Annotated in this window: 22 protein-coding genes; 13 read left to right on the forward strand and 9 right to left on the reverse strand. The window is 60.2% G+C overall.

The genetic code is table 11. The features are described 5' to 3' along the window. Positions 1-580: 580 nt before the first annotated feature. A complete protein-coding gene (locus tag ACUN0E_RS00005) occupies positions 581-1,174 on the reverse strand; it encodes a TetR/AcrR family transcriptional regulator (RefSeq protein WP_445565162.1) in 594 nt (197 codons plus the stop codon). Between the two features lie 156 nt (positions 1,175-1,330). Between ACUN0E_RS00005 and ACUN0E_RS00010 the strand changes: the two genes are divergently transcribed. From ACUN0E_RS00010 to ACUN0E_RS00020, 3 genes are all read left to right on the forward strand, one after another. Then, on the forward strand, positions 1,331-2,083 hold the full coding sequence (locus ACUN0E_RS00010) for an SDR family NAD(P)-dependent oxidoreductase (RefSeq protein WP_445565163.1): 753 nt from the start codon (positions 1,331-1,333) through the stop codon (positions 2,081-2,083). Positions 2,084-2,279: 196 nt separating this feature from the next. Next, positions 2,280-2,693 carry a nuclear transport factor 2 family protein gene (locus ACUN0E_RS00015; protein ID WP_083086792.1) on the forward strand — a complete coding sequence of 138 codons (414 nt, stop codon included), beginning with the start codon at positions 2,280-2,282 and terminating at the stop codon, positions 2,691-2,693. 107 nt (positions 2,694-2,800) lie between these two features. Then, positions 2,801-3,433 carry a class I SAM-dependent methyltransferase gene (locus ACUN0E_RS00020; RefSeq protein WP_445565164.1) on the forward strand — a complete coding sequence of 211 codons (633 nt, stop codon included), beginning with the start codon at positions 2,801-2,803 and terminating at the stop codon, positions 3,431-3,433. 124 nt (positions 3,434-3,557) lie between these two features. Here the strand turns inward: ACUN0E_RS00020 and ACUN0E_RS00025 are convergent, their stop codons facing one another. After that, the gene (locus ACUN0E_RS00025; RefSeq protein ID WP_445565165.1) at positions 3,558-4,475 is read right to left on the reverse strand and encodes a LysR family transcriptional regulator; all 918 of its coding nucleotides are present in this window, start codon (positions 4,473-4,475) and stop codon (positions 3,558-3,560) included. Between the two features lie 127 nt (positions 4,476-4,602). Here ACUN0E_RS00025 and ACUN0E_RS00030 point away from each other — a divergent pair, with 127 nt between their 5' ends. The 3 genes from ACUN0E_RS00030 to ACUN0E_RS00040 are packed head-to-tail and all read left to right on the forward strand — an operon-like array spanning position 4,603 to position 6,774. After that, a complete protein-coding gene (locus ACUN0E_RS00030; RefSeq protein WP_445565166.1) occupies positions 4,603-5,217 on the forward strand; it encodes an FMN-dependent NADH-azoreductase in 615 nt (204 codons plus the stop codon). A gap of 16 nt (positions 5,218-5,233) precedes the next feature. Further along, positions 5,234-5,866: an NADPH-dependent F420 reductase gene (locus ACUN0E_RS00035; protein WP_445565167.1), complete on the forward strand. Its 633-nt coding sequence runs from the start codon at positions 5,234-5,236 to the stop codon at positions 5,864-5,866. Positions 5,867-5,925: 59 nt separating this feature from the next. Further along, entirely contained in the window at positions 5,926-6,774 is an 849-nt protein-coding gene (locus tag ACUN0E_RS00040; protein ID WP_445565168.1) for a pirin family protein, read from the forward strand. A gap of 941 nt (positions 6,775-7,715) precedes the next feature. Here the strand turns inward: ACUN0E_RS00040 and ACUN0E_RS00045 are convergent. Further along, complete coding sequence (locus ACUN0E_RS00045; RefSeq protein WP_445565169.1) at positions 7,716-8,750, reverse strand: helix-turn-helix domain-containing protein; 1,035 nt, start codon at positions 8,748-8,750, stop codon at positions 7,716-7,718. A 142-nt stretch (positions 8,751-8,892) separates the two neighbouring features. Between ACUN0E_RS00045 and ACUN0E_RS00050 the strand changes: the two genes are divergently transcribed. The 4 genes from ACUN0E_RS00050 to ACUN0E_RS00065 all read left to right on the forward strand — a co-directional run bounded on the left by ACUN0E_RS00050 (position 8,893) and on the right by ACUN0E_RS00065 (position 12,177). Further along, positions 8,893-9,939, forward strand: coding sequence for a GlxA family transcriptional regulator (locus ACUN0E_RS00050; protein ID WP_445565170.1), 1,047 nt, complete (start codon positions 8,893-8,895; stop codon positions 9,937-9,939). A 470-nt stretch (positions 9,940-10,409) separates the two neighbouring features. Beyond that, the gene (locus ACUN0E_RS00055) at positions 10,410-10,760 is read left to right on the forward strand and encodes a hypothetical protein (RefSeq protein WP_408242413.1); all 351 of its coding nucleotides are present in this window, start codon (positions 10,410-10,412) and stop codon (positions 10,758-10,760) included. Positions 10,761-11,069: 309 nt separating this feature from the next. Continuing rightward, positions 11,070-11,312 (forward strand): hypothetical protein, encoded by a 243-nt coding sequence (locus ACUN0E_RS00060; protein ID WP_445565171.1) that lies wholly within the window; start codon positions 11,070-11,072, stop codon positions 11,310-11,312. After that, on the forward strand, positions 11,242-12,177 hold the full coding sequence (locus ACUN0E_RS00065) for an IS5 family transposase (RefSeq protein WP_445565172.1): 936 nt from the start codon (positions 11,242-11,244) through the stop codon (positions 12,175-12,177). The genes ACUN0E_RS00060 and ACUN0E_RS00065 overlap by 71 nt, the downstream gene beginning before the upstream one ends. Before the next feature lie 333 nt (positions 12,178-12,510). Here ACUN0E_RS00065 and ACUN0E_RS00070 read toward each other — a convergent pair whose 3' ends face one another. From ACUN0E_RS00070 to ACUN0E_RS00095, 6 genes are all read right to left on the reverse strand, one after another. Beyond that, positions 12,511-13,101 carry a RidA family protein gene (locus tag ACUN0E_RS00070; protein ID WP_445565173.1) on the reverse strand — a complete coding sequence of 197 codons (591 nt, stop codon included), beginning with the start codon at positions 13,099-13,101 and terminating at the stop codon, positions 12,511-12,513. Then, positions 13,040-13,774, reverse strand: a complete 735-nt coding sequence (locus tag ACUN0E_RS00075) for a DUF3726 domain-containing protein (protein ID WP_445570337.1) — start codon at positions 13,772-13,774, stop codon at positions 13,040-13,042. The genes ACUN0E_RS00070 and ACUN0E_RS00075 overlap by 62 nt, the downstream gene beginning before the upstream one ends. A gap of 7 nt (positions 13,775-13,781) precedes the next feature. After that, positions 13,782-15,554: a hypothetical protein gene (locus ACUN0E_RS00080; protein WP_445565174.1), complete on the reverse strand. Its 1,773-nt coding sequence runs from the start codon at positions 15,552-15,554 to the stop codon at positions 13,782-13,784. Beyond that, positions 15,551-17,107, reverse strand: a complete 1,557-nt coding sequence (locus tag ACUN0E_RS00085) for a BCCT family transporter (RefSeq protein ID WP_445565175.1) — start codon at positions 17,105-17,107, stop codon at positions 15,551-15,553. Before ACUN0E_RS00085 ends, ACUN0E_RS00080 begins: the two co-directional genes overlap by 4 nt. 92 nt (positions 17,108-17,199) lie before the next feature. Then, the gene (locus tag ACUN0E_RS00090) at positions 17,200-18,246 is read right to left on the reverse strand and encodes a dipeptidase (RefSeq protein ID WP_445565176.1); all 1,047 of its coding nucleotides are present in this window, start codon (positions 18,244-18,246) and stop codon (positions 17,200-17,202) included. 17 nt (positions 18,247-18,263) lie between these two features. Further along, positions 18,264-19,709: an aldehyde dehydrogenase family protein gene (locus ACUN0E_RS00095; protein WP_445565177.1), complete on the reverse strand. Its 1,446-nt coding sequence runs from the start codon at positions 19,707-19,709 to the stop codon at positions 18,264-18,266. 100 nt (positions 19,710-19,809) lie between these two features. Here ACUN0E_RS00095 and ACUN0E_RS00100 point away from each other — a divergent pair, with 100 nt between their 5' ends. From ACUN0E_RS00100 to ACUN0E_RS00110, 3 genes are all read left to right on the forward strand, one after another. Next, positions 19,810-20,730, forward strand: coding sequence for a LysR family transcriptional regulator (locus tag ACUN0E_RS00100; RefSeq protein WP_445565178.1), 921 nt, complete (start codon positions 19,810-19,812; stop codon positions 20,728-20,730). 731 nt (positions 20,731-21,461) lie between these two features. Further along, the gene (locus tag ACUN0E_RS00105) at positions 21,462-22,667 is read left to right on the forward strand and encodes a porin (RefSeq protein ID WP_445565179.1); all 1,206 of its coding nucleotides are present in this window, start codon (positions 21,462-21,464) and stop codon (positions 22,665-22,667) included. A gap of 87 nt (positions 22,668-22,754) precedes the next feature. After that, positions 22,755-24,203 carry a M20 family metallopeptidase gene (locus ACUN0E_RS00110; RefSeq protein ID WP_445565180.1) on the forward strand — a complete coding sequence of 483 codons (1,449 nt, stop codon included), beginning with the start codon at positions 22,755-22,757 and terminating at the stop codon, positions 24,201-24,203. Positions 24,204-24,321 lie beyond the last annotated feature (118 nt).

Below are 24,321 nucleotides of genomic sequence, written 5' to 3' on the forward strand. Positions count from 1 at the left end.
TGGCCGCGTGCTGCCCGATGCGGTCGGCATACTTCGACCGCAATATTCCTCGACCACCGGCGGGGGCCGTGCGTCGAAGGCCGCATCTTAAGAGCAAAGTGACGACTTTATTTCGCGTCTAGCAAACCCATGCTGAGTATTGCTCGCCACGCTATAGGGGCGATCCGTAGTGCCGAGTTGGCGACCTTATAGGCGCAACGTTGACATCTTTAATGTGTTCTACGACGGTCAGGGAAGTTTCGTCGGCTGAAATCGCTGCTTCTCGCGTGTGGATCGAGAACTGGAAGCGGATGCTCCCGTGCCTCGTCGCCACGCGTGCCCTCGTACCCCAAACGCTCACTAGCGCGATTGAGCGATACACGGCAGTTCGAGCTGCTGACCTGGCATCAACTCTTGGCAAGCTTGCCGCGACCGATGCCGAGCTGCGGGAGACCCACGTCGACGATCATGTTCTCGCCGTGGTCCGCTATGAACTTCCGACGAATAGGCTCTGGCACGCGGCAATAGCTGGAGTCAACTGATCTTCAAGGACTTGGTCAAGTTCGACTGACCCCCAGCAATCCTTCCAGGCCGATCCGACTCAGCGCATGGCCTTTTTGACATCTTTCTTTTTGACGTCGTTGCCGGGCCGGTTTGTCAGGATGGCGCTCGTAATAAGGTGAACAAGATGATCTGCCCGTGGCGCGAATGAGGGCAGATCAACAAGCCAGCCGAGCGCTGCCATCAGGCCGAACATGTCGTCCCCATTCATATCGGCACGTGCTGTCCCCGTGGCTTGGGCACGCAGCAACAGCCGTGCGCTCGCTGAGTGCACGGCTGCGCATGAAGCGTAAAGCGCGGAGTCCGGGTTGGTATGAGCTGCCGCCATCAGGGCGACAACGCCCCTATAGCTTTGGGCAAATGCGATCCATTCGCGAAACCAGGACACGAGCGCTTCGTCAGGTGAGTCCGACGTTTCGAGTTCGCCTGCCTTCCGCGTCAGTTCGTCCAGATTCGTACACAACAACGCGTCGAACAAGGCTTCTCGCGTCGGGAAATGACGCAGCAGTGTCGCCAACCCGACGCCAGCCCGGCGGGCGATATCTCGCATCGACGCGTCGACACCGTGCTCGGCGACAACGTCGTGCGCGACTGCAAGTAGATGGCTGTAATTTTTTTGGGCGTCGGCTCGCATGGGGTCCCTTGACAAACGGATCGCTGATCCGTATATTTGGATCACTGATCCGGATGTCACGAATCAGGATCTGGATCGGTGGTCCAAATGATACAGCGCCTTTGTACCCATGGGAACAGCGGCGCTGCTGACACCTCAAACGAAAGGCGAAAGATCATGAAGAAATTGGAAGGCAAGGTTGCAGTCGTCACGGGCGGAAGCAGCGGGATTGGCTTGGCCACAGCCAGGCGCTTCGTGGAAGAAGGTGCGCACGTCGTGATCACCGGGCGGCGAGAGAAAGAGCTGCAGGAGGCCGCCGCCACCATCGAGAGAAACGTTACGACGGTCGTGGGCGACGTGTCGAGCCTGGAAGATCTGGACCGGCTGTATGCCGTGGTGAAAGAGAAGCATGGTCACATTGACGTTCTCTTCGCGAACGCGGGCGCAGGGACAATCGCGCCGCTCGCGGTAGCTACCGAGGGCCATTTCGACCAGACCTTCGACGTGAACGTGAAGGGAATGTTCTTTACGGTGCAGAAGGCCCTTCCCCTCTTCAGAGACGGCGGTTCGATCATCCTGAACTCTTCGGTCTCAAACGTGCTCGGGCTTCCGGGATTTACTGCTTACGCCGCGAGTAAGGCGGCTGTACGCAACTTCGCGCGCGGCTGGACTATGGAATTGAAAGACCGCAAGATCCGCGTGAATGCCATGAGTCCCGGAGCGATCGACACCCCGGCCTTGGCGACGACGACAGGCCTTACCGCTGAACAGGCCGAGCAGGCAGTCGCACAGTTCACCGCGCAGATCCCGATGGGCCGCAGAGGCATGCCCGAGGAAATCGCGGCGGCAGTCACGTTCCTCGCTTCCGATGAAAGTTCCTACATCACGGGTGTGGATCTCGCCGTTGATGGAGGCATGGCGCAGGTCTGACCCCGGCGCGCTCCCGTGGCTGGCCCACAAGCCGCGCCAGTCGTGGGACCACGTTTCTGCAATATCGGCCGGGCGCTTGTTGAGGCGTTTGATCGACGTGACCGACGACAGGCCGATAGGGGCGACGGATATTGACGGCGAGCCTGATTGAGACACTTCGCGCGCGACCCGATCCGAGAGAAATGGAGAAAATCCGATGAGTACCGATAAGAACGTCCAGACCGTGAAGGACTTCTTCGCCGCGATCGGCCGCGGCGACAGAAAGGGTCTGCTGGCGCTGGCCGCCGAAGACATCGAGTGGATCATTCCGGGCGAGGACTGGCCATTGGCCGGAACGCGCCGCGGACACGCGGGGCTGGCGGATTTGCTTGAGACCGCATCCAAGTCGATAGAAACGTCCACGGAACCCCGGGAGTTCATCGCGCAAGGAGACAGGGTCGTGGTCGTCGGCTTCGCCAGGGGGACGATCAAAGCCACGAACAAGACGTTCGAGGACAACTGGATCTTCGCCATCACGGTCCGTGACGGCAAACTGACGAGCATCCGGGAGTACATCGACACGCAAGCACTGGCGCGGGCCTCGCAGACGGACACGTCCGGGCCGGCGTAGCGCTGGCCATCTGCGGCCATCGGGTCGGGATAGACGGTGGATCAGCCGTGGATCGTCCCCTCGCATGCCGCGCGCTCGTCGAATACCCAACCGTAAAGGAAATCTCTATGTACGACCAACCCAAGCTATCCGAGTTGATCCGGTTTGCACGAGTCTGTGCGGACTCCACCGTCATCGACGTTTACCCAGGCGACGGCGACTGGACCCGTCTCTTCTCCGACATCGTGGGACCCAAAGGACGGGTCTACAGCTTCGTACCGGCCGAAGTCGCCCACTTCAAGAACGATCCGGTCGGCCGCATGCGAACGCTTGCAACGGAGCCGGGCCGAGAGAACGTGGAAGCCGTCTCGGCGGATTTCATCGCGATGCCGAAGGTCACGCAACCAGCGGATGTCCTCTGGCTGCATCTGTTCTATCACGATCTCCACACACCGCTGATGCAGGCCAGGGGCGCGACGGCGGCCCACTTCAATCGAGTGGTCTACGAGCAGCTCAAGCCCGGCGGGTACTACGTCATCGTGGACCACGCCGCCGCCGTCGGGCAGGGCACGAGCGACGCCCAGTCGCTGCATCGGATCGAGCCTGAGTCCGTTCGCGAGGAGGTGGAGGCCGCCGGCTTCGTACTGGACGCGGAAAGCACCATGCTCGCGAATAAGGACGATCCGCATTCGATCAAGGTGTTCGATCCTGCGATCAAGGGCGAGACCGATCGCTTCGCCTATCGGTTCGTGAAGCCCTGACAGATCCCGGCACCAACTTCATGTCGACCTCCCCAATGGGTGCAAACTTGGGCGCTGACCTATGGCGCTGAACTGGAACGCGCTCAAGCCGAATTTGGCCGCGCACGGGACTGAATGTCCGATCTCAAGGATATTGCGAAGAGTCTGACATCGCCCGATCCGCCAGAAGCTGTACGGCACGCTCTTCAAACGGAGAAAGCTCGCTGCCGCGCATGCGCGAGAGGACAAACACAAGAGGGCGGAGGTGCCATGCTCGGCGACGAAGCTCGACCAAACTACCAACAGCCAGGTCTTCAGCGACCAAGTTCGCAGGCATGTGGCCCCAGCTGAGCCCCGAAATCAGAAGGTCACGTTTCGCGCCGAGGTCGTTGACGAGCCACTGGCGCTCTCCTGCTACGCCCATCTGGATCTTCTCTGCACCCGGCTGGTTGTCTGTCACCACCAACTGCACATGCTGACCAAATTGTTCGAGGGAGATTGGCCGCTCGATATTCGCTAACGGATGGGTCGGCGCACACACGGTGACCATCTCTACTTCGCAAAGCCAGTGCCTTTCGATCGCACCTTTCTTGATCTCGGGCACGTCTGAAACGGTGACCGCTAGCGAGCAGCTGCCTGCCAGTACCAGCGCCTCACCACCCTGCATGGTGGTCATGCGCAGGCTAATGGCGGCCGTTGGCGATTCGCGTTCGAGCGCACGCAGGCAGTCGATCAGGCGCCCCCTTGGGAAATACGTATCGACGGCGATTGAGAGGCTCGGCACGCCTTCCGCCGACATCGACTTCGCCCGGTTCTTCATCTCTTCCATACGTGCAATCACGGCTTGCGCGTCAGGAAGAAGGCCCCGTCCTGCAGCGGTGAGCTCGGCCTTCCGGGCATCTCGCTGAAAGAGTTCCAGGCCTAGCGCGGTTTCCAAGGCGGAGATCGCGTGGCTAACGGCGGATTGGGCTCGCCGAAGCCGGCGGGCCGCGCCCGTGAAGCTCATCTCCTCACACACCGCGACGAAGGTGTGAAGTTGGTTGATTGAGACGGTGTCGAGCACGTCATCTACTCCTTAGATGGATAGAAGCGATATTTTGTCAGTTTTCAAGATGATTCACTTTCCCTATCTTGCATATCACGCAAGCCCACTTGGGCAACGCTTCAAAGCTGATAGGAAACAGATCGAAATGCCGACACTTCTCGCGATACAGGTAAGCCCTCGCCACGAATACTCGACCTCCCGCAAGCTCTCGGCGGTGTTCGTCGAGAAATGGCTGGCCGCACACCCCGGCGGCAAAGCCATTGAACGCGATCTGATGAAGACCAATCTGCCGTTTGTCGATCTGCCATGGATTGGCGGCGCGTTTATGCCCCCGGAGCAACATTCGCCGGAGAGCGCTGCCGCCATCAAGATTTCCAACGATTTGGTCGCCGAGTTGCAGGCAGCTGATCGCATCATCATCGCCACACCGATGTACAACTTCACCATCCCGGCGGTGCTGAAGGCCTACATCGACCATATCGTCCGGGTCGGCGTCACGGTTGTCGACAATGTCGGGCAGCTAACCGGCAAGAAGGCCACCGTCATTCTTGCGAGCGGGGGTGATTTCAGTCCTGGCTCTCCGATCGAAGGCTACGATCACGCCAGCAGCTACCTCCGTCAGGTGCTGGGGTTCATCGGAATTACAGATCTGGACATCGTACTCGCCGGATCGGCGCGCGCTGGAATGTCAGGCGAGACGGCGGTGGAGGCGTTCGGCGAAGTGATTGCATCGGCCGCGGCTGCTCGAGTCGTCGGTTGATCTCGGAGAAACGGTCATGAAAGTTGGGTTTATCGGCGCCGGTCGCATGGCTACGACCATGGGTCGTCATTTTCTCGGTGCGGGCCATGAGGTCGTCCTGTCCAGTTCGCGGGGGCCGGAGGCGTTAGCGGGGCTCGTCGCCGATCTGGGTCCGGCCGCCAGCGCAGGATCCAGGCAGGACGCTGCGGAATGCGATGTGGTGATCCTCGCCACGAATTGGGCGGATGCGCCGGAGGCGCTCAAGGGTATCGACTGGAGCGGCCGCATCTTCGTCGACGGGACGAACGCCCACATGGGCGAGGAACCGGACATCAGCGCTGTCGGCGTAGCGAGATCGGTTGCCGCGCTGGAGGGCCGCACGTCGAGCGAGACAGTCGCCGCAATGGCGCCCGGGGCCAGGCTGGTGAAGTCGATCAGCAATATGCCGATGGCCTGGATACAGGATTTCTCGCCACAGAAGCCGAAGACCGTACTGTTCGTGTCGGGCGACGATCGCGATGCCAAGGCGCTCGTGGTCGAACTTATTAATTCGACGGGCCTGGTCGCGCTCGACCTCGGTTCTCTCGCGGACGGCGGTGCGATGCAACAGCTCGGCGGCCCTCTTTCGGCTGTGGAATTGCACTTCGTCCGCCGGATCGTCCGCGAATAAGACCTGAGCTGCGGGCATCGTGCGCCTGCCGATCGGTCGCCGTCTTTGAGGGATACAGGATGAGCACTCCCAAACCGACGTTCGTTCGAGAAGTAGCCCGCATCGACAACCCCGAGTTCGTGCCCGGGCAAGCTGCCGGACACAGCGCTCGGCGTTTGATCGACGCACCGGACGCCGCGTTCGCGGATCCTTTCGTTCTGATGGCCGAGGATTGGACGTCCCAAGGGGCGTTCGCTTCTCACCCGCATCGCGGGATCGAGACGGTCACATACGTCATCGAGGGGTCGATCGAGCACCGCGACAACGCCGGATACGAAGGGGTGATCCGTGCCGGCGGTGTCCAATGGATGACCGCAGGCCGAGGCATTCAGCATGAGGAAAACCCTCCGGCCGGCACAAGAGCCCATACCCTGCAGCTCTGGGTGAACTTGCCTGCCGCGGAGAAGATGGCTGTTCCACGGTATCAGGATCTGGTGGCTTCCGTCCTGCCAGTCTGGAGTGAGGACGGCGTTGAAGTCAGGATCTTTTCCGGCGCCTACGCCGATAGGGTCTCGACCACGCTCAACCACCATCCTGTAACGATGCTCGAGGTGCAGGTCGAAAACGGTGGCGCGTTTCGGCACTCGTTTCCAGCGACCGACAATGCCTTTGTCTACGTCCTCGAAGGTGCGGTCGAGATCGGGCCCGCCGACGACCTTTTGGAGGCCAGCCAGCTTGGCTGGTTGACGCGATCGAAGGAGCCGGGATCGTCGGAACTTACCATAACGGCGCGTGGCAATGCCGGCCGCTTTCTTCTTTTCGCCGCCCAGCCTCTGCGTGAGCCGATCGCGTTTGGAGGTCCCTTTGTTATGAACACGCAGGCGGAAATCCAGCAAGCGTTCGCTGACTTTCGAGCCGGCCGATTCTGAACCAGGGCAAGAGGGACTGTTCAAAAGTCGACGCAGTCACTACGGGTCCGGGTTCAGGAAACCTTGATTGACTTCCTCTTGCGTGACGCAATTGCCCTCGGGCTGCTTCTCAATCGAGTCGCCCTAAAACTTGCAGCGCGTTGGCCGCGGCACCACAGCGGTGACGGTGACGCCAGTACCCGCGATACGCTGCAAGCGGCCGTCCTTAGGCTGATATCGCGACGACCACGACTGGCGTTCGAATGTCAGCAGCCAACCAAGAAAACGACGTTTAAGCGTCCGACTCAAAGACTTGACCAACGGCCGCAATTGGCCGCGTGCTGCCCGATGCGGTCGGCATACGTCGGCCGCAATATTCCTTGGCCACCGTCGGCGGGCGTGCGTCGAAGGCCTCATATCAAGAGCGAAGTGACGACTTTATTTCGCCTCCGGCAAACCCATACTGAGTATGGCTCACCACGCTATCGGGGCGCACGAAGTCCCGAGTTGACGACTTTATAGTCGCAACGTTGACATCTTTAATGTGTTCTACGGCAGCCGCGCACAGCGCGACATAAAGCGACTGGAACTCAAGACAGAGCGCGATAAGACCCGCGACCTTCGCCAGGAGACCGCGAGCCTCCGCTCCGATGTGAGTCGACTCGCGTCGATCAATGAGGTTTTGCTGGCTGAGAACGCCGTGCTGCGAGCTAGGTTAGGCGACCCTCAGGTGGTGCCGATACATGAACAAAGCTGAAGGGTTCAGCATTTTCCGATTGATGTCGGACGTTCTCTGCCGCGTTGCAAAAGATGGGCACGCTAAGCTGGATCGTTCGGCAGGCACATTTCGACCCATTCCGGACGCTGCACCAGGTGCCATTTCAAGGGCAGATTTCAAGGTGCAGCGGTCACTCATGCATTTCGTTGGCCAATATGTGATCGGCAGGCGCAACCTTTGGCGATCAGCCAGGCGCGGACTTCGCCCTGCCCGACCTGCCGAGTGTCGTGGAGGGAAGTTCGCCAAATTGGCACAAGTAATCTTGCGCGAATCTGGCAAAATGAAAGAATCCCCAGTGCATAGCGATGGCCGTCACCGTGGCGTTTGTACCGCGCGCCGCTTTCAGGGCGCGCCGCGCGCAATTGAGCCGGCGCATCCTCAAGTAGGCAAGCGGCGCGACACCATGAATCTGCAAGAAGGAGCGCTGAAGCGAGGCACGGCTGACTCCCAGCCCCTGACACAAAGTCATTACCGTCAACGGCTCGTCGGGGCTGCTTTCAAGCAATGCTTGCGCGGCTTGGGTGATTCGATACGCACTACCCGACGGCATCTGAGAGGACCTTGCGGTCGAGTTGGAAAGGATGCGGAGCGTTCGCTCTACCACGACCTTTTCCAGGTATTCGTGATTCAATGCCTCAAGCTGGCTTGAATCAGGCGAATGTCGAAGCGACATCAAGGTCTCGAGCATGTCGTTCAGATCACTGGAATCAATGCTATCGAACATCAGCGCTTGGCCCCCGTCTCCCGCCAAGTCGTAACCCAAGGTGTCTGCTGCTTGTAAAAAGCGATCCTGGAGGATCCGAAAATAGGCTATCTCGCTTGGCGGCAAAAGCACTTCGTACTCGTTGTTCGCCGGTAGGTAGGCGACAGTCCCTTGCGAAATCGCATCGAGGTCGCAGCGTGCCTGACCTGAGACCGAACGGACGAAGCACACCGAGCAATAATCGGGCGGGAAATGTAGCCGCTTCAGCACGGTGCGATTCTGTCGTTCAGCCGCCACGAGTGTGTCTTGAAAACCCAGTTGCTGAAACCGGCCGGCAAACGCGCCTCCATCAACCTGGTCGTACTCGGTTGGCATCCATCGACGCTGAACGCCTGCGGCGTCCTCTACATCGGTCGTCGCAAGGTCCAGCCATGAGAACCCGCCTTCGATATCCGCCGCGTGCTCGTCCGACGCGCCTTGGGCAGCCACATTCACTGATCGGTCTGGCAGATCCATGCGTAAATTTCCATGCGTGACTAATTTCGGATAGCCGAGGGGCAAACAATCAAGTAATTTTCTCTTGCGTCACGAATTATAAGAAAAAGACAAAGTATTCAAAAGGAGCATCACAGGCTCAAAAAAGTCCGAGGAAAAACAATTGGAGCTGGTACCTTCTCTGCCGCGCTGGTCGCGGCATTCTTTCGTGGCGACGCAAACGAGCGAGATGACTCGTGTCGACATCGCGTTGTTCAATAGCTTTACGCTGCCAAAGATTGCAGCGCTTATCGAGATCTTCCGGAAGGCAAACGCGCTCATCGTATCGCAACGATCGGGTCGCGCACACTATGACGTTTCGCTGCTTTCGGCTGGGGGTGGCCGCATCGCAAGCTCGTCGTCGGTGTTTGTCTGGACGGAGAGCGTCGAGTCGCACCGAGGTACGAATGACAGGCACCTGCTGTTCATTGCAGGTGGCGCGGGCGTGCAGCAGGCGTGCCCCGACGAACGCCTTGGCAATTGGCTGCGCCGTAGGCATCCCTTCAGCGAGATTGTTCATCCCATCGCAGAAGGACGACTGCTTCTGGATGCGGCGAGGCTTCCCAGCCGCTATTACGCGCATCTATATGGCAGCAACGAAGCGCACGACCTTTATCCGGCAACGCCGCTTGGCGAAGCGCCTACTGCCGTATGCACGGCACTACGCATCGTCGAAGAGGATATTGGGCCCGAGCTGGCGCGGCAAGTCGCAGAAACGATTGCGCCGCAACGCGAGACGACCTTCAACTCATCCATGACGCGCGGCGTGGCGCCTCGCGTGAGCGAGAAGATTATGGCGTCGGCGCGCTGGCTGGAGGCAAACGTCGATCGTCCCATCTCTATCGACGACGCCGCGCAGGTCGCAGCGATGAGCGAGCGCAACTTCCTGCGGCGCTTCAAGAGCGAAATCGGCATGACACCCTCCAACTATCTGCTTCGCGCGCGCCTGAACATAAGCTGTCGGATGCTCGTCGAATCACGTTTGCCGGTCGACAAAATCGCCCGCCGCTGCGGGATCGGCAGCGGCGGTCAGTTGTCCAGGCTGTTCAGAAAATATCTGGCGACGACACCCACCGACTACCGGATGCGCGAGGAGGCGCCTCCGAGCAGCATCCTGATGCGTGCGCAGCGCGGCTCGACAAAGAAGTCTGAGACGGAAGCCGAGCGGTAGTCACCGCGATTCCTGTCGACTCAGTCGCTGGCCATTGGAACAGCAGCGATGGCCGAGGACTCGCCGGATCAGCTTGTAGTGAATGTCTCCTATCCCGGCATGGCCGACGTTCGAATGTCCGACCGACGGCGCTGACTAACGTCTGTTGCTGGCCGATGCTGTTGAAAAAGTCGCTATTCGTCTCTGTCGCGAGGTTTTCGGGGGTCTTCTTACCCTTGACGACTGTTCGCGAACGGTTTGCAGGCCGATCTGAGAGGTCGGTTTTCTTGCGAGCGAACTGAAAAAGCCACGCGGCGACTTTTTCAACAGTATCGGCCAGTCCCAGCCTTTCGAAATGGCGATAGTCCCGGGACTGATGGTTCGTTTTTCGCCGGAGTGATTTCGGGCGCGATCATGAGTAAATTGCGATTGCAGACGGAACCGTGTGCCGGCGAAAGCGATTTATAAAAAAACAGAAAGAGAGGGCCTGAATGTTGAAGAAAAATATTACCGGCGCCGCGAAGGCGCAAGGCCGGGTGAGTTACATGCTGGAGCTGGCAAGGGGTAGTTCGCATATCGCCAGCACGCGGACGCCGCAGACGTTGAACCGTGCCATCACAGAAGTCCTGGACGGCTTTTGTCAGGTGCACGGCCTGCACGCACTGGACGTCTTCCTTGAACTTCTCGCCCTGGATGTCGGGCAACGCGGCAACCGAGATGCCGCACTGGCGGTAAGTTCGTTCGCGTCGGGAGTTGACGGGCGAAAAGAAGCCGGTCCCGTGCGGGACCGGCCGGGAAAAGCCCGGACCGTTCCGAGGGGGAAGATTCCGGCCGGCACCTGAGCGCGCGGTCCAGGTGCGTCGGCGCGCGCTCGCGGCCGGCGTCCATACCCGGATCGGCAACCAAACGTTCCGCGCGACCAAGATCACCGCGTACCTGAAAAACGGCGGGACCTGGAGAACGCCGCCGTGATGGCGAACCATGCATCGACGCGCACCACGCAGCGGTATGACCGGCGGCATGACGACATCAGCCCGGACGAGGTGGAGCGGATCCACATCTAATGTCTAACAGGCCGGTGAAATACCTCATGTAGCGGTCATCCGGGACGCAGGCGTAAACGTTGAACTGATGTCATCAATGAGAGCGAGATGGAACGGATGCGTGGGCCAGATGGTTTTACCGAGTCAATGTTCACCGTGTTGAAGCTGGATGATTTCGTGCCGAAGGACCATCCGTTGCGTCCGATTCGCAGTTGGCTCAATGACGCGCTCAAGCGCATGGACGACGTTTTCGCGCGGATGTACGAAGCTGACGCGAAAGGTGGCCGGCCGAGCATCGCGCCGGAGAAGCTGGTGCGCTCTTTTGCTGCAGGTGCTGTACTCAGTTCGTAGCGAGCGCATGCTGGTGGAACAGATTTCCTACAACATGTTGTTCCGCTGGTTCGTCGGCCTGCCGATGGACGGGACCGTGTGGGACCACTCGACGTTCAGCAAGAACCGCGACCGGTTGCTCGAACACGATGTGCTGGTGTTGCTCTTCAACGAGACAGTCGAGACCGCGCGCGAGCGCGGATATCTTTCTGGAGAGCACTTTAGCGTTGACGGCACGTTGATTCAGGCATGGGCCGGGCACAAGAGCTTTGTGCCCAAGGCAAGTCCGGACAAAGACGACACGCCTCCTGACGAACCGCCCGCGCCGAATGACAACTGGCACGGACAGAAGCGCAGTAACGAGACGCACCAATCCACGACGGACGAGCAGGCGCGCCTGTTTCGCAAGAGCAAAGGAACCGGAGCGATGCTCTGTTATATGGGCCACGTGCTGACCGACAACCGGCATGGCCTGGTGGTCAACGCACAGGTGACGCTGGCGACGGGCACCGCCGAGCGCGACGCGGCCGGGCGGATGCTTGCCGATGCCGCAAGTGTTGCGCCGCTCGGCATCACAGTCGGCGCGGACAAGAACTACGACACCGCCGGCTTCGTCGGCAGTTGTCGCGCGAATCGTGTCACGCCGCATGTGGCACAAAACGATGGGCGTCCAGGCGGTTCAGCAATTGACGAGCGAACTACGCGTTGGCCGGGTTACGCGGTCAGCCAGCAAAAACGTAAGCGCATTGAGCAGGTGTTCGGATGGGGCAAGACAGTCGGACGAATTCGACAAGCGATGTATCGAGGACTTGAACGCGTAGACCAGCTCTTCGTGTTGACGCAGGTCGGCTACAACCTGACGCGTATGCGCACACTTGCCGGTTGAGGAGCAGGAAGCAATGGATAACACCGATATGGCGAACCCGCGAGCAACGTCGAATGCCCGCAAACGTGTTCCGCGTTTCAAAAATGCGAACCGAGCATCCGTCGTAATGCACCTGAGCGCATCAACGACGGATATTTCAACGGCCTGCTAAAGACGAAAAATCTGGAAAGGAAAATTCAGGTTTGGCAGGCGCCTGCGAGACGCGCGGTTCGAATGCCGCTGATCGACCCTCAACCGCCGTTCGATGCCGCGCCTCGTCTACGGCAGCTTCCAGGGTACAACGGTCGCTAACGCCTTCTGGTTGCTCGGCAGGACATCGGCCATTGCAGACATTCAGATATCGGCGTTGGTGAGACGGCTATCATGCGCATTCTGGACGTTCATGCCTCCCTGCGGCGAACGTCCAGCCCCCACTTCTGCTGATACGTCCTCTCTATTCGCCTGGAGCATCGCGCGCGACTGCGGTGTCGCGCAGGCATACGCCACAATTTCTATCAACATATCCTCACGAGCAAGGCCGGCCACGACGAACGATGCGCGGTTTGGAAACGGCGCCGAGAAATGCTCTCGATACGCTGCATTGACGGCCGGCAACCACGCCCGATCCGTCACATAGATGAGAACCTGCGCAACGTCACGATATGACGCCCCGGCCGCGGCAAGCGTCTGCATCAAATTTTCGAAGACCTGCTGTGCCTGCTTCTCGATACCCCCCGCAACGACAACACCATCGGCGCCCACCGGTATCTGCGCCGTATAGAGCGTGCCGTTGCTGAGGACCGCCCATTCAAAAAGCTGCGTGGCGCTTTCCGGCAGACCGGTCCTGATTACGCCGACGTTGCCGGCACGCTCCGCATGCACCTTAGAATCCGTCATCCGCGCCTCCAGCACCGTGTTCTCGCGACGCCTGCGTGGCTGGGACAAGCACCTTGTCCTTCCACGCAATCAACCGGTCGAGATCCGAAGTATGGACCTCGATGCCGCGCCACAAGGCGTCGCGATAACGCGCCTCCAGTTCCGCCTGATCGATCGCTCCGGCGAGCGGCACGTCCCTGGCAGGTGATGCCTTCGATGCCGCCTCGTCCGCCATGCAGCAGACTGTGAGTTCCGGCGCCGTGGTCGTTGCCTCGGCGCTGAAACCCAGGTAGTCTGGATATTCGTCGTGTCCGGAAGCGGTGGCGAAATGCCGGCCTGCAGCGTCTGCCCACGAAAGATCGAACCGGCGACCGCGCGCACACATGACCTTCAGGCCATATAGGGCCAAACGCGGCGACAACGCATTGGATACGCGCACGGTGCCCACGCCAGCCCGCGTTGCCCGCGCCCACGCCAGCTCAAATGCGAGCAGGCAGCCAGCGAACCCGGCACAGGATGTTGCTCGCTGTGCGCCTGTGTCCCGCGCGCCCGCAAGCGCCGGCTCGATGCAGTATGTCTCCTGCCGCGCGGCGCCCAGCAGCGCGCCGATTGCATCCATGCCGTCGAAGGCCATCGCCTGCAGCCATACCGCAGCTTCCGCAGCGTCCTCATAGTCGCCTTGCGCCCAGCCGCTGCCTTCCAGCGCGCTACGGCACAATGAGCTCAATTCGTTAATTGCCATTTTCACGTTAAAGCCCCCCTATCTCGTGGCCGCCCGGCACACACGGAAACGCCCAATCGTCGACCATCTCCGGCGACAGATCATCGAGCGTCGGGGCTCCCTGAAAGAGCGTGACCCGAACCCAAAGATTCGACTTCGGATCGAACTTGCTCGCACCGAACATGGACAGCTTGGCTCGCATCAGATCGATCGGCAGCATGTCTCGCGCAAGCAGGTTGTGACGGATTTCGCCGTAAGCGTGCGATGCGAGCGTCTGAATTCGCCGCACGATGGCGCGATGCTCAGGCGCCTCACCGACGAACTCCGCGACAGTACGCAAGCCGTCCGCTTCCGCTTTCAGTTTCGTGTGCAGGCGCAGCACCTGGCGCGCAATATCCAGTGGCACCTCCCGCTCAGCCCCCCTTTCCTCGACACGCACGCCAAGCCTGGGCTCTTCCTTTTCCGCTGACCTGTACCAGAAGAAATGATCGTCGTCACGTTGCACTTCGGGTTGTTCAAATACCCATCGGTAGTCCTGTTCAACAATCTTGAGCAATTCACCAACGGACATGTCTGGATTGAGTGTTAGCACGTCATCCACCGGCGCCGCACATTCAATCGAATCCACCAGGGCCGGATAAAGCTCGAGCAACACAGTAACGAAGACTTCCTGCGTCGCACAGGAAAGCGCCTGGGCCGTCCACGCAAACAACTCGCTCCAGCGGAACGTGTCTTTTCGCTCGTAACGTCTCTGCAGTTCACGCTCCAGCCGTGGCAGTTCTGCAAGAATTAGTGTATTGCGGGCCGCTTCCTGCGGATGATCGGTGTGAACCTGCGAAACGTGGCGTGCCGCACGCGCGATCAATCCCATACAGCGTCCGAACGCAGCGGGTTCGACTGATTCAACGCCGAGCACGCGAGCAAGCGCGGTCTCGCGTGCTCGTATCCACTGATCGACCTGAATCGGATGACGCACGAGAAACGGCGCCATGCCAAGCCCGGTTGCATTGCCCACCCCGAGATAGCGTCGGAAGCTGTGCGCCAGCTTGACCGCTGCGCGCGGATTGCGCCGCGCCGCAACGTGCTCGACAAGCCGCACGCTGAAGTCACGCAGCACGAAAACGGCGCACATCTGCGCGGAGAACCCGCGATTGAATGCCTGACTGTCGACGAGCCGCGGATAGTCCGCAATGCCGAATTTTCCGTTGCCGTACACCGCGGTCGTTCGGATCAGATAGCCGACCCTTTCGAACATGGCGGGATCGGGTTGCCTGCCCGCGGCAAGGCATTCCGCCACGTAGCTAAAGTTGCGCACGCTCTTGTTCGCGCGGCACAGGACGAGGTCGTTTGCACGCAGACGTCCCGCTTCCTGCAACGGTACATTCCCGCGCAGATACTCGATGTCGGCGGCGCTGGGGACGCCGCAGATCAGCGCTGACGTAACGTCCCACTTCTGGGCGATGACCCGGTCGGTCCGCTCGGCGTCGTCGAGATGCTGCGAGAAAATCACCTGACTGTAGCGCTCGCCATAGGCTTCGATGGTATAGATGCAGACCCCGTAGCCGTTGTCATCGAGATCCATGTGCGTGACGCGGACCCGCCAGTTGTCGTGCGCCATCCGTCGCACGAGCGAACGCACGAAGCTCAGACGGGTACCGTGCATCGCGCCGAGACGCTCGGTACGGTTCGTGATGTCGGGACTGCGTAGCGGTGCGCTGGGATGCACCGCGGTGTCTACAGGTTCGCCGAATCCCGCAAGGTGCTCGCGTTGTTCTTCCATGATCGCGTCGTGCGCCATCATTTCACTCCTTGCTCTGCGGCCATCGTGCGGGCGATGCGAACCGCGTCCCACAGCGAAGGCAGAATGATGATCGACACAGGCACGGCCGTAATCACAATGAACGACTGCAACGCACTCACGCCGCCCGCGCCCATCGTAATCAACACCGCGCCCACCAGCCCCATGCCGACCGCCCAGAAAATCTTCAACCAGTTTGCAGGCTCGCCGCGATCGCCGGTCACCGCCATCGCGATGGTGTAAGCCATCGAACCGCCGTTCGTCACCACCGAGAAGAAGCTGAGAAACAGGAACAACGCGGAAATCAGATTACGCAACGGCATCGCCTGCGCAACGCCTAACAGCAGCGCCTCGGGTTGCGTGCCATGGCCGATCACCACACCGGGTGACTTCAGTTCGAGACCGATTCCGGTGCCGCCGACCAGCGTGAACCACAGCATCGTGATCAGCGGCGCCGCGACCGACAGCAGCACCACCACTTCGCGGATCGTGCGGCCGCGCGACACTTTCGCGACGTAGATCGCCATGATCGGCGCGTAGCCAATGAACCAGCCCCAGTAGAAGAGCGTCCATGAATTGAGCCACTTGCCATCGCCGCGATACATGGCGGTCTGCGCGAAATCGACAATGTGCGTGGCGAACGCCTTGAAAAAGACCGTGGTCAGAAACTCGGTCGGTCCGAACACGTAAAGGAATGCGGCGAGTCCGAGCATCAGCCACACGTGTATCTTGCAGACAAAACGCAGTCCTTCGAGGCCAGCGATGCAAGCCGCCGTGAAGATCGCAGTGACCGCAAGAATGACGAGTGCCTGCGTGGCGATTGTGTCGGGTACGTTCCAGACGGAATGGAGCACGTAGGCAATCTGCAGACCGAGGAAGCCGATCGGTCCAATTGTCCCCGCGGCAACTGCAATGATCGACGTTGCATCGGCTATCGCTGCAATCGGTCCTTTGAGAGCCCGTGCGCCGAACAACGGATACAGCAACGTACGTGGCGCAAGCGGCAAGCCCTTGTCATAGTGCAAATGCATCAACACGATACTCAGCAGACTGCCCAGCACGGCCCACGCGAGAAAGCCCCAGTGCAGGAAGGATTGCGCAAGCGCCCCGACACCGCCCGCATAGGTCTTGCCTGCCACCCCGTAAAAGGGCGGCGGGTTGACGAAATGCATCAATGGCTCGGCGGCTGCCCAGAATGCACCGCCGCCGGCCAGCAACGCGCACATGATGATCACCACCCAGTTGAACGTCGAATTGGACGGTTTTTGCGCGATACCACCGAGTTTCACGCGCCCGAGCTTCGAAAACGCGATGCCGAGACTGACTGCGAAGGTGGCGAGCATCAGCACTTGCCAGTAAAGCCCGAACCCCCTTGTGGCCCAGGTGAAAGCCGTGTCCACCGCCGTGGTTAGCCAGGGCAGATTGACCAGCGCTGCGATCAGGAACAGCAGGAAGAAGCCGCCGCTGATCCAGAAAATGGGCCAGTCGATGCTTCCTTTGCGATGGGCCACTGCACGACCTTTGGCTGCAATGCTCGCCGTAGTTGGAATTTCCATGTCTCCTCCAGGAGGATAAATCGTTATGGCGCCAGTACGTTGTTGTATGAAGGCGGCGCAGTTTGAATTGTTGGGACGAGGCAGCGGCGCGGCTAGGACACAGCCGCTGCGCAGCGTTGCGCTTCACCTGTCTCGGGCGTGCTCGCGTATCGGCTGTTTTCCGCGTCACGTAGAATCCGCATCCAGTTGCCGCCCATGATCTTCGCGATATCGGCTTCGGCAAAACCTGCGTGCTCCAGCGCAGCCGTCAGGTTTGGAAAGTCCGCGCTCGATCGGAACCAACTGACCGGTTCGGGCCATGCGGCATTGCTCGCGCTGCCTTCGCCAAAATCCGTCTCCTTGCTCCAGCGGCCATTGCGCATCCATTCGAGGACGCTATAGGGCTGCCCCTGACACAGATCGCTACCGATCCCGACGTGGTCGATACCAATCAGATCGACGGTCCGCGCCACCATGTCGGTGAATTCGCCGGGCGTGCAACGGCTGCCGTTCTTCAGATGAAAGGGATAAAGGCTGAATCCGGCCAACCCGCCGCGCGACGCGAGAGCACGTAATACGTGGTCCGATTTGTTGCGTTTAGCTTCGTGGAAAAAGCTCGGATTCGCGTGACTGATCACGATCGGCTGCGCGGAAATCTCGATCGCCTCCAACGTGGAGCGCTCGGCACTGTGCGACATATCGACGATCATGCCGACGCGGTTCATTTCCTCGATCACCACGCGGCCAAATCGGGTGACACCGCTGTCGGACGACTCATAACAGCCTGTCGCAAGCAGGCTCTGGTTGTTGTACGTCAGTTGCATGGTGCGCACGCCGAGATCGCGGAACACCTCGACGAGACCGATATCGTCCTCGATCGGCGAACAGTTTTGCAATCCGTAGAGAATTGCGATCTTGCCGGCGCGCTTTGCGCGTGCAACGTCGTCCATCGTGCGTGCCGGCATCACGAGATCGCTATGACGCTCATACAGTGCGTTCCACTCGGCGATACGCGACAGCGTTTCGCGTGCATTCTCCCAGTAGACGATCGTTGCATTGACCGCGGCCACGCCGCCGGCACGCATCTCTTCAAAAATCTGCCGGTTCCAGTTCGAGTACTGCGTGCCGTCGATGACAAGCAAAGCGTTATGGAGGCTCATGGCGTTTCCCAGTCCGTTCAGGCGCGCGTGTAAGAAGTCTTCAGCGTTGTATAGAACTCAGCTGCATTAGGACCCTGCTCGCGCGGGCCGTAGCTCGAAGACTTGCGACCGCCGAATGGCACGTGATAGTCGGTTCCCGCAGTCGGCAGATTCACCATCACACAGCCCACCTGCGCGTGGCGGCGAAAATGCGTGGCGTGCTTGAGCGATTGCGTGACGATGCCCGCCGTCAGACCGAAGGGCGTATCGTTCGAAACAGCCAGCGCCTCGTCGTAGTCGCGCACGGGGATCACGCAGGCAATCGGGCCGAACACTTCGTCGCGATTGAGTTGCATGTCGTTGCGGCCATCGTCGAACAAGGCCGGCGACATGCAATACGCGCGTTCGGGCTGCGCGAGATGTTCACCTCCATGCACGAGCCGCGCGCCTTCGCGCTTGCCGATTTCGATGTATCGAAGATTCTGTTCGAGTTGGCGCGCATCAACCACCGGCCCCATCTGCACGCCGTCGTCGAGTGCGCGCCCCACCTTCACGCTGCGCAGTTTGGCGGTGAGGCGTTCGACGAACGGCCGGTGCACGGCGTGTGTCACCACCAGCCGCGACGAGGCTGTGCATTTTTGCCCCGTGCCCGAATAGGCGCCCTGAAACGCGCATTCGACGGCGAGGTCGAGGTCCGCATCGTCGAGCACCACGAGCGCGTTCTTGCTGCCCATCTCCATCTGCAGCTTGATGAGATTCGGCGCGGCGACGCCCGCGATGCGCCGGCCGGTATCCACCGAACCGGTAAAGGAAATGCCGTTGACCGACTGCGACGCAGCAAGCTCGTTGCCAACCGACGCGCCCGCGCCCATCAGCAGGTTGAAGGTGCCGGCAGGCAACGCCCGGCGGCTGATAATTTCCGTGAGCGCCCAGGCACTGGCGGGCGTCAGATTGGCTGGCTTGAACAACACCGCATTGCCGAACGCGAGCGCGGGGGCAATTTTCCAGCTCGCGGTTGCCATGGGAAAATTCCAGGGCGTGATCACGCCGACGACACCAAGCGCCTCGCGCTGGATATCGATCTCGATGCCGGCGCGAACCGAATCGGCCTTGCCGCCTAACTGACGGAGCACCTCGGCGGCGAAGTAATGGAAGAACTGCCCTGACCGGTAGACTTCGCCGACGCCTTCCGCGAGCGTCTTGCCCTCTTCGCGCGCCAGCAGCCGCCCCAGTTCCTGACTGCGCGCGATCAGCTCGTCGCCGATGGCCCGCAGCACGTCGTGCCGCTTTTCGAGCCCGGTCGCGGCCCAGACGGGTTGCGCCGCCGCTGCGGCCGCGATGGCTGCATGCACTTGTGCGCTGGTTGCCTGCGTGTAGCAGCCGATCAGGTCGTTCGTGTCGGACGGACTGCGGTTCTCGACAACCGTTTCGCCGGCCACCCAATGGCCGTCGATCCAGTTCAAAAAGGTCTGAGGATTCATCATCGATCTCTATGCGTTTGACATGAGACCGATTCTAGAAACAGCTGTAAAATAATCAAAACCAATTGTTTTGATAAATTTATTTGAAAAACTTATTTAAGCCATGGACCGGTTCCCGGATGTAAAGATCGCGCAGTTGCGGCACTTCGTTTCCGTCATCGAGCATGGCGGCTTCAAGGCTGCAGCGAAGGCCGTGTTCCGCAGCCAGCCGGCGCTGTCGCTATCCATCAAGGAACTGGAAACCGCGCTCGGTGCACCGCTCTTTGAAAAGGGCAGCCATGCGACGCCGACGCCGTTCGGCTCCATGCTCTATGGCGAAGCGAGGAAACTCGTCGAGCACTACGAACGCACGATCGCCGCAGCCATCGACGTCGCGCGAGTGCGTGGCGGCAGCGTGCGGGTCGCCGCCGTGCCATCGGTCGCTCACGAAATGCTGCCGCGCGCGATCAGCCGGTTCACCGCACGTTATCCGGGCATCCAGCTTCACGTCGAAGACGGCACGGCCGCTTACATCCACGACCGCGTGCGCTCCGGCGCGATCGATTTCGGCATCGCCAGTGCCCCCGAGTCCGAAGCGGCGTTGAGCTTTACGCCGCTGATCGCAGACGTGATGTGCGTGGTCGTGAATTCCGGACACGCGCTTTTCAGGCAACGCCGGGTCGAATGGAGCGATCTGTCGGGGTATCGGCTGATCGGCAATGGCACAATGCGCGCTTTGCCTTCCGCAGTGCGCGAAGCAGCGGCCCAACAGGACGAAATCTTCATTGCCAATACAACCACGCTGCTGGCCGCAGTGGAAAGCGGCGTCGGGCTCACCGTCCTGCCTTACCTTGCGAAACAACGTTATCGCGACACGCTGCGCTTCATCCCGCTCGACGCGCCGCGCATCGAACGCACCGTGGGATTTGTCGAACTTGCGGGAAGATCGCTCAGTCCGGCAGCGGATGCACTGCGAGCGAGTTTCGTCGACGATATCAACACTTCCCGGTTTCCGGAACTCGTGCGACGGTTACTTCCCAATTGAGTCCCTGTTGCGCGCGGGACCAAGCGATCGCTCTGTCGATGACCTGCCGAGTGACTCGAAAGAGTAAATGACTACACCTTAAGGCTGTCGATTAGGTGGCGCCCGGCCCGCGGTCCGTTCGGAGGTGAACTTCGCCTACGCTTGCGGCGGGAGCTTATATTCGCGCTGCCCCTGTGCGAACGTCGGGAAAGGAACATGTAGCGGCCTCTCCGGCGACGATGCCTGGACGTCGGCAATGGCCGATCAAGCAACGCTCAATATCGCGAAGTCAATGGCCGCTTCCTGGGTGGAACGGCCGTCTGAATGTCCGAGCGAAGGTGCGTGCGAATGACGCTTCATGGCCGATCACTGCCTCATGCAAACGGCATACACAATGTGAACCGCGCGAGTTTGTGATCGGCCGCACGCGACCCGCAGCGGCCGCACGCCTTCCATATCCGGGTGTCCAAATTAGCCTCGTAAGCGGCCGTTGATGTTGATCACTTGTTCTTAATAGCCGGATTGGTGACGCCCGTCAGCGGCCCCAGTGCCCACGCCAGGGATCGTCGTTGCCGCTCTGCCATATAGCGAAAAAACATACCCCCAAGAAAATGTGATTTGCCCAGTCAATATTGGGCAGAGAACCTGTGCACGTGAATTCTGCACGTCGCGACACAGGCAACCGTACAACAGCGTCTGCTGACCATCGTGTGGATCACACCGAGCCACCCGTCCATATACGATCCGGATCCATGAAAAATCCGCTTTTGACGTCACTAGCGGTGCTTTACTGCTGCCTGCCGGTTAGCTCGCAAGCACAGGATCTAAGCATCCCGTTCGATGAGAATGCAACCAAAAGCCAGTACCAGGCTGTATTGGCACCTATCGCAATCGGGGTAGGGCCGTCCGCTTTCGGCGTCACTTCAGGACAGAGTTTCGTCACGCTCTATGGCAGCGTCGATCTGGCCATCAACTACATAAATGCGGGCGGCAAATCGATTGTCCGCGAGCAGAGTGGCAACGTGTGGACGTCGAAGTTCGGTTTCTATGGCCAGGAAGATCTAGGCAGCCAATGGACCACATTTTTCCGGCTCGAATCAGGCTTTTACGCGAACAACGGCGCGGTGCAGGACTCCAGTTCGTTCTTCAATCGCGGCTCTTTTGTCGGCATCACCAATCCCGAATACGGTCAGCTTTCGCTGGGTCGTCAATACACGTCTCTGGGTACGGCCGTGCTCGGTGCCGACACGTTCTATGTGAACGCGCACGACGCAGTTTTCGCGTATCTCGCTGGCGCGTCCGATCTCGGCACTGGTGCAACGACCGACGGCTACGCGCGCCTGAACAATACGATCCGCTATGTGACGCCCCGAATCGGGGGCCTTCAGGCGGACGTCAGCTATTCGTTCAAATCGGATCAGTCGATCGGACCCGCTGTCCATGCGCGCTCCGCGGCGGTTAGTTACGCGGGCTTCGGATCATCGGTATATCTCGCGTACGGCCAGACATGGTGCGATCCGGCCGTGGCGGGAAGCTGCACGGGAACATCGAGCGTCGCCGCGGCGACTCGCACCGATAACTATATCGCCAGCGTGGTGCACGATTTCGGCCCGCTCGTCGGTCAGGCCGCGTATCTGCGGACCGTGCCCAAATTCGCGGGTGACGGGATCGCGAATCTCTACATTGTCGGCGCGCAGAAGATGTGGCACGGCAATCTGCTGCGCGCGTCGTTCGGCTTTCGCGACACGGCCATCGAACAGGACTACGCGTACGGCACGACGCTCGGCATCGATCACTTCCTGTCCAAGCGCACCGCCGTCTATGCGCGGTTCGGTCTCGTGAAAAACGGGCCGAAATCCGATCTCACCTACAACTACGACTCCACCTCCAGTTCGACGCTGGTCGGCAACGGTCATACGGTCACGAGCGTGACGCTCGGCATGTACACGAACTTCTAACCGGTACTCATCCGACGACATACAGGTCGGGAGTACCGCCAATTACGCGGCCATTTTGCAGCCGCAATACATGAAGGAGCACACCAGATGCAGCAGGAAATCCAACAGGTCTACGCGGATCGTTTCATCGATACGCAAGCGCAGCACTACATCCAGCTATCGGACAGGATCTGGGAATATGCCGAACTCGGCTATACGGAGTTCAATTCATCAGCTGCGCATATTGAGTACCTGGAACGGGCGGGATTTACGGTCAGGCGCGGCGTCGCCGGCATTCCCACTGCTTTTGTCGCCGAAGCGGGTCACGGTGGGCCGGTGATCGGCATTCTGGGCGAGTTCGACGCGCTGTCGGGTCTGAGCCAGGAAAGTCAGATACTCGAATGCCGCACGTCGAGCGAAATCATCAACGGGAATGGTCACGGTTGCGGTCACCATCTGCTGGGAACCAGCGCGCATTTCGCGGCCGTGGCGGTGAAGGACTATCTCGAACGTGAAGGGCTGCCCGGCACCGTGCGCTTCTACGGCTGTCCCGCCGAAGAAGGCGGCTACGGCAAGACCTTCATGGTTCGCGACGGCCTGTTCGACGACGTGGACGCCGCGCTGACGTGGCACCCCGGCGTGATGAACGCGATCATGAACATCAACGCGCTGGCCGTAAAGCAGGTCTACTTCAGGTTTACCGGCATCTCCGCACACGCTGGCGGATCGCCGCATCTCGGCCGCAGCGCGCTGGACGCGCTGGAGTTGATGAACGTCGGCGTCAATTTCCTGCGCGAGCACATGCTGCCCGACGCCCGCATCCACTACGCGATCACCAACGCCGGCGGCTCCGCGCCGAACGTCGTGCAGGCCAACGCCGAAGTGCTTTACATGATCCGTGCGCCGCAAAACCGCCAGGTGAATGAACTTTACGAGCGCGTCGACGCAATTGCGAAAGGCGCGGCGATGATGACCGGATGTAGCGTGGAAGCACGATTCGACTCGGCATGCTCGAACATTCTGTTGAACACGCCGCTCAACGAGTTGATGCACAAGAACCTGGAACGGCTCGGCACACCCGCCTACGACGACACCGACCTGTCGTTCGCTGACGCGATGCAGAAGACCACGCGCCGCGAGGAAATCGAAATGGCGGGCCGCATGCTGACCGAAGCATGGCGCAACCCGAAGCCGTTGTTCGATACGATCGACCGCTTCGATCCCGCCGCCGCGATGACGATCCATGGCTCGACCGATGTCGGCGACGTGAGTTGGGTGACACCGACCGCGCAGTGTATGACCTCATGTTTCGCATTCGGAACGTCGCCGCATTCGTGGCAGTGGGTGTCACAAGGCAAGAGTTCGATCGCGCACAAGGGTATGGTGCTGGCCGCGAAGACTATCGCGTCGACGGCCATCGATCTGTTTCGCGACCATTCATTGATCGAGGCCGCTCAGAAGGAATTCGAACGGCGTCGTCGCGGCGAACCATACGTCAGCCCGATTCCTGAAGGCGAGAAGCCTCCTATCGCGGGCCGGGGCACGGTGGCCGGATAATTCCGCGAATTGAGTCGCGACGGACGAAAGAATCGCCTCAATGCGAATTTTGTCCAGATATGCTGTTTTGGTATAGCTGGATAAAAAACGCCGCTACCTCATGGTTGAGATGGCGGCA

The sequence above is a fragment of the Paraburkholderia sp. D1E genome, assembly GCF_052682275.1.

Bases quoted from the DNA above. Each gene is read 5' to 3' on its own strand.
- ACUN0E_RS00015 (WP_083086792.1), top strand. From the start codon at position 2,280: ATGAGTACCGATAAGAACGTCCAGACCGTGAAGGACTTCTTCGCCGCG.
- ACUN0E_RS00110 (WP_445565180.1), top strand. From the start codon at position 22,755: ATGCAGCAGGAAATCCAACAGGTCTACGCGGATCGTTTCATCGATACG.
- ACUN0E_RS00060 (WP_445565171.1), top strand. From the start codon at position 11,070: ATGGAACGGATGCGTGGGCCAGATGGTTTTACCGAGTCAATGTTCACC.
- ACUN0E_RS00020 (WP_445565164.1), top strand. From the start codon at position 2,801: ATGTACGACCAACCCAAGCTATCCGAGTTGATCCGGTTTGCACGAGTC.
- ACUN0E_RS00080 (WP_445565174.1), bottom strand. From the start codon at position 15,554: ATGATGGCGCACGACGCGATCATGGAAGAACAACGCGAGCACCTTGCG.
- ACUN0E_RS00055 (WP_408242413.1), top strand. From the start codon at position 10,410: ATGTTGAAGAAAAATATTACCGGCGCCGCGAAGGCGCAAGGCCGGGTG.
- ACUN0E_RS00085 (WP_445565175.1), bottom strand. From the start codon at position 17,107: ATGGAAATTCCAACTACGGCGAGCATTGCAGCCAAAGGTCGTGCAGTG.
- ACUN0E_RS00030 (WP_445565166.1), top strand. From the start codon at position 4,603: ATGCCGACACTTCTCGCGATACAGGTAAGCCCTCGCCACGAATACTCG.
- ACUN0E_RS00105 (WP_445565179.1), top strand. From the start codon at position 21,462: ATGAAAAATCCGCTTTTGACGTCACTAGCGGTGCTTTACTGCTGCCTG.
- ACUN0E_RS00010 (WP_445565163.1), top strand. From the start codon at position 1,331: ATGAAGAAATTGGAAGGCAAGGTTGCAGTCGTCACGGGCGGAAGCAGC.
- ACUN0E_RS00100 (WP_445565178.1), top strand. From the start codon at position 19,810: ATGGACCGGTTCCCGGATGTAAAGATCGCGCAGTTGCGGCACTTCGTT.
- ACUN0E_RS00045 (WP_445565169.1), bottom strand. From the start codon at position 8,750: ATGGATCTGCCAGACCGATCAGTGAATGTGGCTGCCCAAGGCGCGTCG.
- ACUN0E_RS00075 (WP_445570337.1), bottom strand. From the start codon at position 13,774: ATGGCAATTAACGAATTGAGCTCATTGTGCCGTAGCGCGCTGGAAGGC.
- ACUN0E_RS00090 (WP_445565176.1), bottom strand. From the start codon at position 18,246: ATGAGCCTCCATAACGCTTTGCTTGTCATCGACGGCACGCAGTACTCG.
- ACUN0E_RS00095 (WP_445565177.1), bottom strand. From the start codon at position 19,709: ATGATGAATCCTCAGACCTTTTTGAACTGGATCGACGGCCATTGGGTG.
- ACUN0E_RS00035 (WP_445565167.1), top strand. From the start codon at position 5,234: ATGAAAGTTGGGTTTATCGGCGCCGGTCGCATGGCTACGACCATGGGT.
- ACUN0E_RS00005 (WP_445565162.1), bottom strand. From the start codon at position 1,174: ATGCGAGCCGACGCCCAAAAAAATTACAGCCATCTACTTGCAGTCGCG.
- ACUN0E_RS00040 (WP_445565168.1), top strand. From the start codon at position 5,926: ATGAGCACTCCCAAACCGACGTTCGTTCGAGAAGTAGCCCGCATCGAC.